Annotated in this window: 15 protein-coding genes; 7 read left to right on the top strand and 8 right to left on the bottom strand. The window is 50.4% G+C overall.

Features of this window, described 5'->3' with window-relative positions; all coding sequences use genetic code 11:
- Positions 1–43: 43 nt before the first annotated feature.
- The 4 genes from htpX to msrC form a co-directional block, all read right to left on the bottom strand.
- Positions 44–925 carry a protease HtpX gene (gene htpX, locus FQZ95_RS22160; RefSeq protein WP_000984517.1) on the bottom strand — a complete coding sequence of 294 codons (882 nt, stop codon included), beginning with the start codon at positions 923–925 and terminating at the stop codon, positions 44–46.
- Between the two features lie 191 nt (positions 926–1,116).
- On the bottom strand, positions 1,117–3,165 hold the full coding sequence (prc, locus tag FQZ95_RS22155) for a carboxy terminal-processing peptidase (RefSeq protein ID WP_160530683.1): 2,049 nt from the start codon (positions 3,163–3,165) through the stop codon (positions 1,117–1,119).
- A gap of 19 nt (positions 3,166–3,184) precedes the next feature.
- Positions 3,185–3,883: an RNA chaperone ProQ gene (gene proQ / locus FQZ95_RS22150; RefSeq protein ID WP_000431368.1), complete on the bottom strand. Its 699-nt coding sequence runs from the start codon at positions 3,881–3,883 to the stop codon at positions 3,185–3,187.
- A 96-nt stretch (positions 3,884–3,979) separates the two neighbouring features.
- Positions 3,980–4,477: an L-methionine (R)-S-oxide reductase gene (gene msrC, locus FQZ95_RS22145; RefSeq protein WP_001043890.1), complete on the bottom strand. Its 498-nt coding sequence runs from the start codon at positions 4,475–4,477 to the stop codon at positions 3,980–3,982.
- 129 nt (positions 4,478–4,606) lie between these two features.
- Between msrC and yebS the strand changes: the two genes are divergently transcribed.
- From yebS to FQZ95_RS22120, 5 genes are all read left to right on the top strand, one after another.
- A complete protein-coding gene (gene yebS / locus FQZ95_RS22140) occupies positions 4,607–5,890 on the top strand; it encodes a membrane integrity lipid transport subunit YebS (protein WP_160530681.1) in 1,284 nt (427 codons plus the stop codon).
- Positions 5,859–8,492: a lipid-binding membrane homeostasis protein YebT gene (gene yebT / locus FQZ95_RS22135; protein ID WP_001360729.1), complete on the top strand. Its 2,634-nt coding sequence runs from the start codon at positions 5,859–5,861 to the stop codon at positions 8,490–8,492. The genes yebS and yebT overlap by 32 nt, the downstream gene beginning before the upstream one ends.
- Positions 8,493–8,571: 79 nt before the next feature.
- A complete protein-coding gene (gene rsmF / locus FQZ95_RS22130; protein ID WP_160530679.1) occupies positions 8,572–10,011 on the top strand; it encodes a 16S rRNA (cytosine(1407)-C(5))-methyltransferase RsmF in 1,440 nt (479 codons plus the stop codon).
- Between the two features lie 117 nt (positions 10,012–10,128).
- Positions 10,129–10,365: a YebV family protein gene (locus FQZ95_RS22125; RefSeq protein WP_001295499.1), complete on the top strand. Its 237-nt coding sequence runs from the start codon at positions 10,129–10,131 to the stop codon at positions 10,363–10,365.
- A gap of 104 nt (positions 10,366–10,469) precedes the next feature.
- Positions 10,470–10,661 (top strand): YebW family protein, encoded by a 192-nt coding sequence (locus tag FQZ95_RS22120; protein WP_001296140.1) that lies wholly within the window; start codon positions 10,470–10,472, stop codon positions 10,659–10,661.
- Here FQZ95_RS22120 and pphA read toward each other — a convergent pair whose 3' ends face one another.
- The 4 genes from pphA to yobA form a co-directional block, all read right to left on the bottom strand.
- Positions 10,662–11,318 (bottom strand): protein-serine/threonine phosphatase, encoded by a 657-nt coding sequence (gene pphA, locus FQZ95_RS22115; RefSeq protein ID WP_088541808.1) that lies wholly within the window; start codon positions 11,316–11,318, stop codon positions 10,662–10,664.
- Between the two features lie 394 nt (positions 11,319–11,712).
- Positions 11,713–12,054 (bottom strand): YebY family protein, encoded by a 342-nt coding sequence (locus FQZ95_RS22110; RefSeq protein WP_000976467.1) that lies wholly within the window; start codon positions 12,052–12,054, stop codon positions 11,713–11,715.
- A gap of 12 nt (positions 12,055–12,066) precedes the next feature.
- Positions 12,067–12,939 (bottom strand): copper homeostasis membrane protein CopD, encoded by an 873-nt coding sequence (gene copD, locus FQZ95_RS22105; protein WP_160530677.1) that lies wholly within the window; start codon positions 12,937–12,939, stop codon positions 12,067–12,069.
- 3 nt (positions 12,940–12,942) lie between these two features.
- Positions 12,943–13,317, bottom strand: a complete 375-nt coding sequence (gene yobA / locus FQZ95_RS22100; protein ID WP_000204701.1) for a CopC domain-containing protein YobA — start codon at positions 13,315–13,317, stop codon at positions 12,943–12,945.
- A 138-nt stretch (positions 13,318–13,455) separates the two neighbouring features.
- On the opposite strand from yobA, the gene holE reads away from it, so the two are divergent.
- Entirely contained in the window at positions 13,456–13,686 is a 231-nt protein-coding gene (holE, locus tag FQZ95_RS22095) for a DNA polymerase III subunit theta (RefSeq protein WP_000916763.1), read from the top strand.
- Between the two features lie 101 nt (positions 13,687–13,787).
- Positions 13,788–14,444, top strand: coding sequence for a carbon-nitrogen hydrolase family protein YobB (gene yobB, locus FQZ95_RS22090; RefSeq protein ID WP_160530675.1), 657 nt, complete (start codon positions 13,788–13,790; stop codon positions 14,442–14,444).
- Positions 14,445–14,456: the final 12 nt, after the last annotated feature.

Raw genomic sequence — 14,456 nt, 5'->3', positions numbered from 1 at the left:
AAAGCGCGTCGATCAGGACGCGCTTTTTAGTATTTACTTCATATTACTTCAGGTATTCACCCGTACGCAGAGCTTCAATACGTTTATCCAGCGGCGGGTGAGTCATGAACAACTCACTGAGCGATTTCGACTTCCCGTTAATACAGAAAGCCATCATGCTGGTTGCTTCTTGTGGTTCATAGCTGGTTTTCAGGCGTTGCAGCGCGGCAATCATTTTCTCACGACCAACCAGTTTTGCTGAACCCGCATCGGCGTGGAATTCACGGTGACGCGAGAACCACATGGTGATAATGCTCGCCAGAATACCAAACACCAGTTCCAGCACCGTCGCGACGGCAAAGTAGATCAGTGGGTTGCCGTTGCTCTCTTCACCTTCGTCACGGTTACCGCCCATGAAGCCAGCAGCCAACTGCGCCAGAATACGTGAAATAAAGATAACGAAGGTGTTCACCACGCCCTGAATCAGCGTCATGGTGACCATATCACCATTGGCGATGTGACTGATTTCGTGAGCAATTACCGCCTCAGCTTCATCCGGGCTCATGTTCTGCAGCAAACCGGTGCTGACAGCAACCAGAGAGGCATCACGGCGCGCACCGGTTGCAAAAGCGTTGATGTCCGGCGCATGGTAGATAGCCACTTGCGGCATAGCGATCCCCGCCTGACGAGCCTGGGTTGCTACAGTATTGACCAGCCAACGTTCCCTTTCGTTACGCGGTTGCTCGATCACTTCCCCGCCAACAGATCGTAATGCCATCCATTTGGACATCAGAAGCGAAACGAAGGAACCACCAAAACCGAACAGCAAGGCCATGATCATCAGCCCCTGAACGCTGCTCGACTGTATCCCTGTCAGGCTCAGTACCAGCCCGAAAACGACCATTACGGCCAGGTTCGTTAGCAGGAAGAGCGCGATTCGCATCATAATTTTCTTTTTACCTCAGTTTAACAAAACGCAATATGCGATACCCACATCGTATGGGTTACGCGACTATTTTCAAGTCTGGATAGTGCGTAAGTCACCAGAAAGACACAACTTTACATTTTGTAGCATCTGATTTACGGCATCTTGCCGCTGTTAAAAAATCAGGCACAATTTCTTGTGCCTGATTGATGTTACTTGACGGGAGCGGGTTGTTCCGCGGGTCTGGCTTTTTCAAGCTTCGCCAAATCGAGTGCGATATTCACCGTCTCATCCAGATAAGGATCCGGTTCCTGGTAATCTTTCGGTAGATCATCCAGCTTCTTCAACTCCGATTTACCTTCGCGTTTAAAGCGTTCGTTCAAACGCGCCAGACGCGTCGCATCATCTTCATTATTCTCTTTCTCACGCACCGCGTAATTCAGAGAAACGATATTGCGCTTGTCCTTCATGGCGTTGAAGCGCGCGATATCCTTCATGATGTTCTGGAACTCAGGATCTTTCGCGATACGCGCATTATGCGCCTTCAGCAACTCCGGTTCAAAGGCCGTTAAATCGCCTGATTTCACATAGGTTGCAGCATCAATGCTATCCCACGGCAGCGCGTTATCTTCAAATTTCTCTCCCGTTTCCGTTTCTTCATTACCTGTCGGCATGATGATGTCTGGCGTTACGCCCTTACGTTGCGTACTGCCGCCGTTAACGCGATAGAATTTCTGGATCGTGTATTGAACAGAACCCAAAGCTGGCCATTCAGGACGTAACATCTGATCGTAAATACGGTTCAATGAACGGTACTGCTGGACAGTGCCTTTACCAAATGTCGGTTCACCCACAACCAGCGCACGACCGTAATCCTGCATTGCCGCAGCAAAGATTTCTGAAGCCGAAGCACTAAAGCGGTCAACCAGCACCACCAGCGGGCCTTTATAGAAGACCTGACCGTCGGTATCGCTGTCTTCACGAACTTTACCGTTGTTATCACGAACCTGAACAATCGGACCTGCAGGAATAAACAGGCCTGAAAGCGATACTGCCTCGGTCAACGCCCCACCGCCATTGCTACGCAGGTCGATGATCACACTGCTGACATTCTGTTTTTCCAGTTTCTGCAGTTGTACTTTGACATCATCTGTCAAACCCACATAGAAGCCAGGAATATCCAGCACGCCAACTTTCTCTTTACCGACGGTCTTCACCGACATTTTAACCGCGCGGTCTTCGAGGCGAATACGTTCACGGGTCAACGTTACAGTACGGGTCTTGGTCCCTTTACCAGCAGGTAAAATTTCCAGACGAACTTTACTGCCCTTCGGCCCTTTAATTAAGGCAACCACGTCATCAAGACGCCAGCCAATCACGTCAACCATCGGCTTGCCTGTTTGACCAACACCGACAATTTTGTCACCAACGCTGATAGCTTTACTCTTCGCTGCCGGGCCACCTGCCACCATCGAATTGATAACGGTGTAGTCATCATCCATTTGCAGCACTGCGCCAATACCTTCCAGCGACAAACTCATTTCAGTGTTGAACTGTTCGGTATTACGCGGGGAAAGATAGTTGGTATGCGGGTCTATTTCACGAGCAAACGCCGTCATTGCCAGCGAGAAAACATCTTCGCTGTTGGTTTGCGCCAGACGACGAATGGCAAATTTGTAGCGGCGAGTCAGGGTTTCACGAATTTCTTTATCCGTTTTTCCTGTCAGCTTCAGGCTTAACTCGTCGAATTTGACTTTACTGTCCCACAGCGCGTTCAACTCAGCCTCGTTTTTCGGCCATGGAGCTTTGCTGCGGTCAAGGTTATAAGTGTCGTTGCCGGTAAAATCCATCGGCTTTTCCAGTACCGACAAAGCGTACTGGTAACGTTCAAAACGGCGCTTTTGCGCCAAATTGTAGAGATCGTAGAAAACGTCGAGTTTGCCTGAACGCAGTTCATCGCCTAACTCGGTTTTCTTTTTCGCGAACTGTTCAACATCGCTTGCCAGCAGCACGTTGTGGCTGTAATCGAGCAGATTCAGGTAGCGGTCAAAGATTTTAGCCGAAAATGCCTGATCGAGGTCGAACTGGCGATAATGAGAACGGGTGAAGCGCGACGTTACGCGCTCACTCACCGTCGCATGCTGCGTCTCTTCCTTTAACACCGGAATTTGATCAGCACGCGTGATATCTTCTACAGCGAAGGTCTGGCCTGCTATTGCAAGCAGGCCAGCTAACGCGGTAAGCCTAAAAAACATGTTCATGCCTGGCCCGGCCTCCGTTTCAGAACACCAGGTGTTCTGCGCGCACAATCAAAGACATACCCGAATTCAGTTGGACGCGGACGCCGTCTTTGGTGATTTCTAATACGGTGGCATCCATCGCGTTTTGACCCGCTTTCACCTTCAGGGCTTGTCCGACAGTCAGAGCTGAAATGTCAGAAACTGGGGTGTGCTGTTCTTCGCGAGGTGCTTTTGCTGTTTTTGGCGCTTTCTCTACCGGCTTTTGCGCACGTGGTTTACGCTCAGCGCCTTCTTTGCGGCGTGGCGTGGTCGGACGTGGCTTGCGTTCACGGCGCGGTGCGTCTTCTTTCTCACCAGCAGCTGCGGCAGCTTCGCGTTTTTTCGCTTGCTGCTCAGCACGCTGTGCCTGAACACGTGCTTTCGCTTCTTCAAGCTGCTTGCGAGCATGCTCTACATGTTGCTCGTCCAGCTCACCGCATGGGTTGCCGTCAAGATCGACACGCGTTGCGCCGGGTTTAACACCGTAAAGGTAACGCCAGCTCGAGGTATAGAGACGTAAAGCGGATCGCAATTGCGTTTTGCTCAGGTTCATTTCCCCGGCAACACGATCGACCAAATCCTGAAAAATACCGATTTTCAGCGGACGCGCTTCACCTTCCGCACTGAAACAGTGGGGAAAACGTTCGGCCAGAAACGCGATTACTTCTTTACTGCTATTCAACTTAGGTTGATTTTCCATGAAATTTCCTGATTACAACGGACGTAGCCAACAAGCGCAGGCATGAACAGGCGTCATTATAATGACGCCATCAGTAAATGCTACGTTATCCGTTGATTATCCTGCGACGCTCGCAAAGAATTTTTTGTAATCCGTCATTGCAAGCACCTTTTCAAGCTGTGCCACAAGCTGACGTAAGCCCTGCTCGTCCTCGTCTGTAAAGCGACCGAAGACGGTACTGTCGATATCGAGAACACCAATAATCTGATTTTTCACCACCAGCGGCAGGACAATTTCAGAATTACTTGCTGCATCACAGGCAATATGTCCGTCAAAAGCGTGAACATCCTCGATTCGCTGCACTTCATTACGGGCAACTGCAGTGCCACACACACCGCGCCCGACGGGGATGCGTACACAAGCAATTTTGCCCTGAAACGGTCCGAGAACCAACGTCTCGTCCTCAAGTAAATAAAAACCTGCCCAGTTTACGTCAGTGAGACGCTCATATAACAACGCACTGGTGTTAGCAAGCGTTGCCAGAAAACTGGTTTCTCCCGCCATCAGCGCGTTAAAGTCACGGTTTAAATCCGCGTAAAATTCTGTTTTGTTCATTATATAATCACTTGGTTGTCTTACCTGGAACTGCCAGCCTATTAAAATAAGCATTAAATGCGTTAATGCTCAAGATCATTCCCATCATGGGTTAAGATTAATGTTAATTCTTATTACATTTGGCACGTCATGGCTCTTAACACACCACAAATTACGCCGACAAAAAAGATAACAGTGAGGGCAATTGGCGAGGAACTGCCGCGTGGTGATTACCAACGTTGCCCGCAATGTGACATGCTGTTTAGCCTACCCGAGATAAACTCTCATCAAAGTGCCTATTGTCCGCGCTGTCAGGCAAAAATTCGTGACGGGCGCGACTGGTCGCTGACGCGCCTGGCGGCAATGGCGTTCGCTATGCTGTTGCTTATGCCGTTTGCCTGGGGCGAACCGCTGTTGCATATCTGGCTGTTAGGCATTCGTATTGACGCCAACGTCATGCAAGGCATCTGGCAAATGACCAAACAGGGCGATGCGATAACGGGATCAATGGTCTTTTTTTGCGTTATTGGTGCCCCCCTCATTCTGGTGACCTCCATAGCTTATTTATGGTTTGGTAACCGACTGGGAATGAATCTACGCCCGGTACTGCTGATGCTTGAGCGATTGAAAGAGTGGGTGATGCTGGACATCTATCTGGTCGGTATTGGCGTTGCTTCTATAAAGGTGCAGGATTATGCGCACATTCAGGCGGGTATTGGTCTGTTCTCTTTTGTTGCATTAGTGATATTGACCACGGTGACGTTGTCACATCTTAATGTCGAGGAACTGTGGGCGCGATTTTATCCACAGCGTCACGCTACGCGTAGGGACGAGAAACTCCGTGTTTGTCTTGGGTGCCATTTTACCGGCTATCCTGATCAGCGTGGTCGCTGCCCGCGTTGCCATATCCCGCTACGCCTGCGTCGCCGTCATAGTCTGCAAAAGTGCTGGGCGGCGCTGTTAGCATCAATCGTGTTGTTGTTACCTGCCAACCTGTTACCTATTTCTATCATTTATCTAAATGGTGGCCGGCAGGAAGATACGATTCTTTCCGGGATTATGTCGCTGGCAAGTAGCAACATTGCGGTCGCCGGAATCGTGTTTATCGCCAGTATTCTGGTGCCATTTACCAAAGTGATCGTCATGTTCACTTTACTGTTGAGCATTCATTTTAAATGCCAGCAAGGTTTACGCACACGGATTCTGTTACTGCGGATGGTGACCTGGATCGGTCGCTGGTCGATGCTCGACCTGTTTGTCATATCTTTAACCATGTCGCTAATTAATCGCGATCAGATCCTCGCTTTTACTATGGGACCGGCTGCGTTTTATTTCGGCGCAGCGGTAATTTTGACTATTCTTGCTGTGGAATGGCTGGACAGCCGCTTACTTTGGGATGCACATGAGTCAGGAAACGCCCGCTTCGACGACTGAAGCGCAGATTAAAAATAAACGCCGTATCTCACCTTTCTGGCTGCTGCCGTTCATCGCGCTAATGATTGCTGGTTGGCTGATTTGGGACAGTTATCAGGATCGGGGTAATACCGTCACCATCGACTTTATGTCGGCGGACGGTATCGTCCCGGGCCGCACACCTGTTCGTTATCAGGGCGTTGAGGTCGGAACAGTGCAGGATATCAGCCTGAGCGACGATCTTCGTAAGATTGAAGTCAAAGTCAGCATCAAGTCCGATATGAAAGATGCGCTGCGCGAGGAGACACAGTTCTGGCTGGTGACGCCAAAAGCCTCGTTGGCAGGTGTCTCCGGGCTGGACGCCCTCGTCGGGGGTAACTATATCGGCATGATGCCGGGTAAAGGTAAAGAGCAGGATCACTTTGTCGCACTCGATACCCAACCGAAATATCGGCTGGATAATGGCGATCTGATGATCCACCTGCAAGCCCCCGATCTCGGTTCACTGAACAGTGGTTCACTGGTCTATTTCCGCAAGATCCCGGTGGGTAAAGTCTACGACTATGCCATCAATCCCAATAAACAAGGTGTGGTGATAGATGTCCTGATCGAGCGGCGTTTTACCGATCTGGTGAAAAAAGGTAGCCGTTTCTGGAACGTTTCTGGCGTTGATGCCAACGTCAGTATCAGTGGTGCGAAGGTGAAACTGGAAAGTCTGGCGGCACTGGTTAACGGTGCGATTGCCTTCGATTCACCTGAAGAGTCGAAACCTGCCGAGGCGGAAGATACCTTTGGTCTTTATGAAGATCTCGCCCACAGCCAGCGTGGCGTAATAATAAAACTGGAACTGCCGAGTGGGGCCGGATTAACCGCCGACTCGACGCCGTTAATGTATCAGGGGCTGGAAGTCGGACAGCTGACTAAACTGGATTTAAATCCTGGTGGTAAAGTCACTGGGGAAATGACCGTTGATCCCAGCGTCGTCACGCTGTTACGGGAAAATACCCGCATCGAATTACGTAATCCAAAATTATCCCTTAGCGATGCTAATCTCAGTGCCCTGCTGACCGGCAAAACCTTCGAGTTGGTGCCGGGCGACGGTGAGCCACGTAAAGAGTTTATTGTTGTTCCTGGCGAAAAAGCCCTGCTCCATGAGCCAGATGTTCTGACGCTGACCCTGACAGCACCAGAAAGTTACGGCATTGATGCTGGTCAGCCGCTCATTCTTCACGGCGTGCAGGTAGGCCAGGTTATCGATCGTAAACTCACCAGCAAAGGCGTCACCTTTACCGTCGCCATCGAGCCTCAGCATCGCGAACTGGTAAAAGGCGATAGCAAATTTGTCGTCAACAGCCGTGTCGACGTGAAGGTGGGGCTGGATGGCGTTGAGTTTCTCGGTGCCAGCGCCTCAGAATGGATTAACGGCGGGATACGTATTCTGCCAGGCGATAAAGGCGAGATGAAAGCCAGCTATCCGCTGTATGCCAATCTGGAAAAAGCGCTGGAGAACAGCCTTAGCGATTTACCCACCACAACCGTGAGTTTGAGTGCAGAGACATTGCCAGATGTGCAGGCAGGATCGGTAGTGCTGTACCGTAAATTTGAAGTTGGTGAAGTTATTACTGTGCGTCCGCGAGCTAACGCGTTTGATATCGATCTGCATATTAAGCCGGAGTATCGCAACCTTCTGACCAGCAACAGCGTGTTCTGGGCAGAAGGTGGGGCGAAAGTTCAGCTAAATGGTAGTGGTCTGACTGTACAGGCATCCCCGCTCTCCAGAGCATTAAAGGGGGCTATTAGCTTCGATAACCTCAGCGGTGCCAGCGCCAGTCAGCGTAAAGGCGACAAGCGAATTCTGTATGCTTCCGAAACAGCGGCCCGTGCGGTTGGAGGGCAAATTACGCTTCACGCTTTCGATGCCGGAAAACTGGCGGTCGGGATGCCAATTCGCTATCTCGGTATTGATATCGGGCAAATCCAGACGCTGGATCTGATTACCGCGCGCAATGAAGTACAGGCAAAGGCGGTACTCTATCCGGAATATGTCCAGACCTTTGCACGCGGTGGTACACGCTTCTCAGTGGTCACACCGCAAATTTCGGCAGCTGGCGTTGAGCATCTTGATACTATCCTCCAGCCGTATATCAACGTCGAACCAGGCCGGGGCAATCCTCGCCGCGACTTTGAATTACAAGAGGCCACCATAACTGATTCGCGTTACCTGGATGGCTTAAGCATTATTGTTGAAGCGCCGGAAGCCGGTTCGTTAGGCATCGGTACGCCTGTGCTGTTCCGTGGTCTGGAAGTCGGTACGGTTACCGGAATGACGCTGGGGACATTGTCAGATCGCGTGATGATTGCGATGCGCATCAGTAAACGCTATCAACACCTGGTGCGTAACAATTCCGTCTTCTGGTTGGCATCGGGTTACAGTCTGGACTTTGGTCTGACGGGCGGCGTCGTGAAAACCGGCACCTTTAACCAGTTTATCCGTGGCGGCATCGCCTTCGCTACGCCTCCGGGTACGCCGCTGGCACCGAAAGCCCAGGAAGGCAAGCACTTCCTGTTGCAGGAAAGTGAACCGAAAGAGTGGCGTGAATGGGGAACAGCGCTTCCCAAATAATGCCTACTGCTCCGGCGTGCCTGCGCCGGAGCGTTTATGCTAAACTGCGCGCCTGTTTTTTTGCCAGTGGTACATGCTCGTGGCCCAACACACCGTTTATTTCCCGGACGCCTTTCTGACACAAATGCGCGAAGCAATGCCTTCGACGCTCTCATTTGATGATTTTCTTGCCGCCTGTCAGCGCCCGTTGCGCCGCAGTATTCGCGTTAATACGCTGAAAATCTCCGTTGCTGATTTCCTGCAATTAACCGCCCCTTATGGCTGGACGCTTACGCCAATTCCGTGGTGTGAAGAAGGTTTCTGGATTGAACGCGACGATGAAGATGCCTTGCCATTGGGTAGTACCGCCGAGCATTTAAGTGGCCTGTTTTATATTCAGGAAGCCAGTTCAATGTTGCCCGTCGCCGCCTTGTTTGCTGACGGTAATGCACCACAGCGGATGATGGATGTCGCTGCCGCGCCCGGCTCCAAAACGACGCAAATTGCCGCGCGGATGAATAACGAAGGGGCGATCCTTGCCAATGAGTTTTCCGCCAGTCGGGTAAAAGTGTTACATGCCAATATCAGCCGCTGTGGCATCCGTAATGTTGCGCTCACGCATTTTGATGGCCGTGTATTTGGTGGGGCATTACCAGAAATGTTCGATGCCATTTTGCTGGACGCTCCCTGCTCCGGCGAAGGCGTGGTGCGTAAAGATCCCGATGCGCTAAAAAACTGGTCACCAGAAAGCAATCAGGAAATCGCAGCTACCCAACGGGAACTGATCGACAGCGCCTTTCATGCATTACGCCCTGGCGGTACGCTGGTTTACTCGACCTGTACCTTAAACCAGGAAGAAAATGAAGCCGTCTGCCGGTGGCTGAAAGAGACTTACCCCGACGCAGTAGAGTTTTTACCGCTTGGCGATCTCTTCCCTGGTGCAAATAAGGCGCTGACCGAAGAAGGCTTTTTGCATGTTTTCCCACAAATTTACGACTGCGAAGGCTTCTTCGTTGCTCGTCTGCGTAAAACTCAGGCGATCCCCGTCTTACCCGCCCCAAAATACAAAGTGGGCAATTTCCCGTTTAGCCCGGTGAAAGATCGCGAAGCCGGTCAAATTCGTCAGGCGGCTGCAAGTGTTGGCTTAAACTGGGATGGAAACCTGCGACTCTGGCAACGCGACAAAGAACTGTGGTTGTTCCCGGTGGGCATTGAAGCCTTGATCGGTAAAGTCCGATTTTCTCGGTTGGGGATTAAACTTGCCGAAACACATAACAAAGGTTATCGCTGGCAGCATGAAGCGGTTATTGCCCTTGCCTCCCCCGACAATGTGAACGCTTTTGAACTGACACCGCAGGAAGCGGAAGAATGGTATCGCGGGCGCGATGTTTACCCGCAAGCCGCGCCAGTAGCGGATGATGTATTGGTTACTTTCCAGCATCAGCCGATTGGTTTAGCCAAACGGATTGGTTCGCGACTGAAAAACAGCTACCCGCGTGAACTGGTGCGCGACGGGAAGCTTTTTACCGGTAACGCCTGAAAGCGCACAAAAAAAGCGCACTTTTTGACTGGCACATTCGGCTGCCTCAACTAGGCTGAAAAATGGTGCGATCGGACTGGTCGTACCACAACCGGCAGCTAAATGGAGAGCACGAAGATGAAAACCAGTGTGCGCATAGGCGCTTTTGAAATCGACGACGGCGAATTACACGGCGAATCGCCGGGTGATCGAACGTTAACCATTCCTTGTAAATCAGACCCCGATTTATGTATGCAACTGGATGCCTGGGATGCTGAAACCAGTATCCCTGCCCTGCTAAATGGCGAACACTCTGTCCTTTACCGTACCCGTTACGATCAACAATCTGATGCCTGGATTATGCGTCTTGCCTGATCCAAAAAGAACCCGTCGGCATGGCGGGTTATTTGTCCTGGTTATTCCCCCGTTGTAAAATCTCTCCTAAACTTAACGGTACGGCACCACACTTCGGGGATGAAATGTTCGCGCTGGTACTTTTTGTTTGCTACCTGGATGGCGGTTGTGAAGATATTGTTGTGGATGTCTACAACACGGAACAACAGTGTCTTTATTCTATGAGCGATCAACGGATCCGCCATGGCGGTTGTTTTCCGATTGAGGATTTTATAGATGGTTTCTGGCGACCTGCACAGGAGTACGGTGATTTTTAATTATTGCAATTGCACAAGAGTCAGTTCTCCCCCAAAGACAGCACCGGTATCAATATAATGCAGGTTGCCAGTATCCACGCGATGGCGCAACGGTGTATGACCAAACCAGAAATGATCAGCACCTGTAATTCCCTGCCCTTTTTGGCCTTCACGTAATCGTGAGCGGCTCCACAAGACCTGATGCAAATCGACGTCCTTTTGCCATTCATAAACATCATCCGGATAATCGGCATGGGCAATAACATGTTTGCCGGTGCGACTGTGTACTTCAAGAATAAAGGGCAAATACTGACATTTTTCCAGCGCCGTTTTCGCTTGTTTCTGTTGATTATCTGCCAGCGCAATAAACCAGTCGCCGCCATTCATCAACCACAAAGACATCTGCTGGGATGCCAGCGCATCCATCGCCATCTGTTCATGATTGCCTCTTACCGCACGAACCCAATGTTGTTCCAGTAACTGCAGGCAACGTAAACTTTGCGGCCCACGATCGATAACGTCTCCCACTGAGATAAGTAAATCTCGCCACGGATCAAAACGACAATGCCATAATTTGCGGCGCAACTGCTCAAGACAACCGTGTATATCGCCTGAAAGCCAGATATGTCGCCATTGATGACCCGCAACTCTCTGATAAACGGGCGCAGGCTGTTTCATCAATATTTTCCTCCCGCGCTAAAGATCACATAATCTTAACAAGAATGTTAAAAAACGCTGGACTCAGACAGTAGAGTGTGTGTTATGGTTGACTATAAAGTCAGCGAAGGGAATGCTTCTGACTTTTAACAGATAAAAAGAGACCGAACACGATTCCTGTATTCGGTCCAGGGAAATGGCTCTTGGGAGAGAGCCGTGCGCTAAAAGTTGGCATTAATGCAGGCTTAGTTGCCTTGCCCTTTAAGAATAGATGACGACGCCAGGTTTTCCAGTTTGCGTGCAAAATGGTCAATAAAAAGCGTGGTGGTCATCAGCTTAAATGTTAAAAACCGCCTGTTCTGGTGAAAGAACTGAGGCGGTTTTTTATTGGAAATCAAAAGGCTATTTTAGGTAATTAACAGAGTTTTTCAGCTCGCTCTATAAACGGTGCGAGACTCATTTTTTCACCTGGATTGTTAGGATCATCAATCTGAATCACCGAAATGGGCTGGGCATTGGTCTTCCCGCTGGCGACTTCCTTTTGTGCGATATCGTTCAAAGGATACTGCACGAGGGTACTCGGATTAATAACATACAACGCATGGCCCGGTCGGCATGTCAGCATCACCTCTTCGCGGTTAAATGCCCATTTGTCTTTACCCACTTCAAAACGACTGACGGTAATCACCTGCGGTGCCGCCAGCGCCGCTGCAGAACTGGTGAGTAACAGAAACGCCAGAATACTTTTTTTCATCATTTTCGTAATCCATCAAAAAGGTTCGAGAGTCGCAAGCAGGCTGATGATCACCAGCACTACCGCACCTATCGCCCATTCGAGTTTAGTCATCCACACAAACCAGGGAGCCGCACGATTTTCATCCTGCCTCATGCGCGGTACAAGAACATAACGATTAGCCAGCGCGATAACCACCATAATCATCACCAGGATGGCTTTGAGCAATAAGAGTTGGCCCCAGTAAGTCGTAAGCGTGGGGGGAAATCTGGTAATCAACAATGCATTAAGCACGCCGCTTGCCAGTACGCCGATCACCGCAAAATGCCCGCACCAGGAAAAACGCATCAGCGCCTGAATAGCCTGGTGTCGCCAACGGCCTTTGATGAGTTGCATACACCAGAGCACCGGCAGTAATCCTCCAAACCACGCCGCCGCACAGATCAGGTGAATCGCGTGATTAGTCTGATGGATTTTCGCCGTTACCCCTTCATTCAGCGTCGCATGCCCGACTCCCGCCAGCAGAATAAATTGCGCGGTAGTGAGCATAAACAGCAAACGTGGCATATTCCGCGGTTGCATAAGGGCGACGATCAACGTTACGAGGGCGAGAACAATTTGCCATAACCAGACGCCACCAAACTGCGTTTGCAAAACAGCCTGCCAAATGTTTGGCGAAAATACATCTGACCATCCCGTTCCCATCAACCCGCCCTGAACGGCGAGCATTGCAGTGGCACTGATCAAACTCCAGACGGCAGCGTGCTGTTGTAAACCCAGAAAACGCTTCGTCAGCAAGCGACGAATCGTTAAGGGGGCCAGCCAGGCACCGTACATTGCGAAGCCAAAAACCAGCATCAGCGAGGTGAAATGGATAAATCGCAGCGCGATCCAGGTAAACGCCAGCATGATTTATTTCACGCTAAAGGTGTAGTGCCCTTTCGTTTTATGCCCGTCCACCGAAACAACATGCCAGTCAACGGTGTAGGTTCCGGGTTTCAGCGAATCGGCCAGTGGAACAATCAGTTGCTTTTGGTCCTGCTCATTCCGCTTCGCCGGTAATGTTTTAATATTTTCGTTTTTTGGTCCCGTGATTTTTGCACCACTGAATCCTGTTTCAACGCCTTCCGAGAAGTTTAAAGTGATTGCCTGCGGGGCAGCTGTCACTTGCGCGTTTGCCGCAGGATACTGATGCGTTAAATGCGCATGTGCCCAGACGGAAGGTGTCACCAACGTAGTGGTCAGGATTGCCAGCGCGTAGCGAAGGGAGCGTGCAGTTGAAGTCATATTATCTATTCCTTTTTGTAATAACTTTTTTACAGAGCATAACCTTGTCTAATGTCTGAGTCGAGGATCATCAATTCCGGCTTGCCATCCAGGCTCACTCTTAGTAACTTTTGCCCGCGAATGATGAGGAGATTAAGAATGCTGAAGAATCTGGCTAAACTGGATCAAACAGAAATGGATAAAGTGAATGTCGATTTGGCGGCAGCCGGGGTGGCATTTAAAGAACGCTACAATATGCCGGTGATCGCTGAAGCGGTTGAACGTGAACAGCCTGAACATTTGCGCAGCTGGTTTCGCGAGCGACTTATCGCCCACCGTTTAGCGTCGGTCAATCTGTCACGTTTACCTTACGAGCCCAAACTTAAATAAAACTTATACAGAGTTACACTTTCTTACATAACGCCTGCTAAATTATGAGTATTTTCTAAACCGCCCCCATAATTTGCAGTCATTTTGAAAAGGAAGTCATTATGTCGTTCTGGAAAGTTGCAGCAGCGCAATATGAGCCTCGTAAAACCTCACTGACCGAACAGGTAGCTCATCATCTGGAGTTTGTGAGGGCCGCCGCCAGGCAACAATGTCAGCTGTTAGTTTTTCCATCGCTTTCTTTACTGGGGTGTGATTATTCGCGACGTGCCCTTCCTGCCCCACCCGATCTCTCGCTGTTAGACCCGCTTTGTTATGCTGCAACGACCTGGCGAATGACCATCATTGCCGGCCTTCCCGTTGAATATAACGATCGCTTTATTCGTGGAATTGCGGTGTTCGCACCGTGGCGAAAAACGCCGGGGATCTACCATCAGAGTCATGGTGCATGCCTGAGCCGTCGTTCCAGAACCATCACGGTGGTCGATGAACAACCGCAAGGTATGGATATGGACCCGACCTGTTCACTGTTTACGACGGGGCAATGTCTGGGGGAACCCGACCTGCTGGCGTCGACCCGCCGCTTACAATTTTTTTCACATCAGTACTCAATTGCCGTGCTGATGGCAAATGCCCGTGGTAACAGTGCACTATGGGATGAACATGGTCGTCTCATCGTTCGCGCCGATCGTGGTTCATTATTGTTAGTCGGTCAGCGTTCATCACAGGGTTGGCAAGGCGATATCATTCCATTACGCTAGGCTTTTTCGGCC

The organism is Escherichia sp. HH41S (genome assembly GCF_009820115.1).
GTDB classification, from domain to species: Bacteria; Pseudomonadota; Gammaproteobacteria; order Enterobacterales; family Enterobacteriaceae; genus Escherichia; species Escherichia coli_F.
Note: the sequence above shows the minus strand (reverse complement) of the source record. Positions and strands in the feature narration are given on the sequence as shown.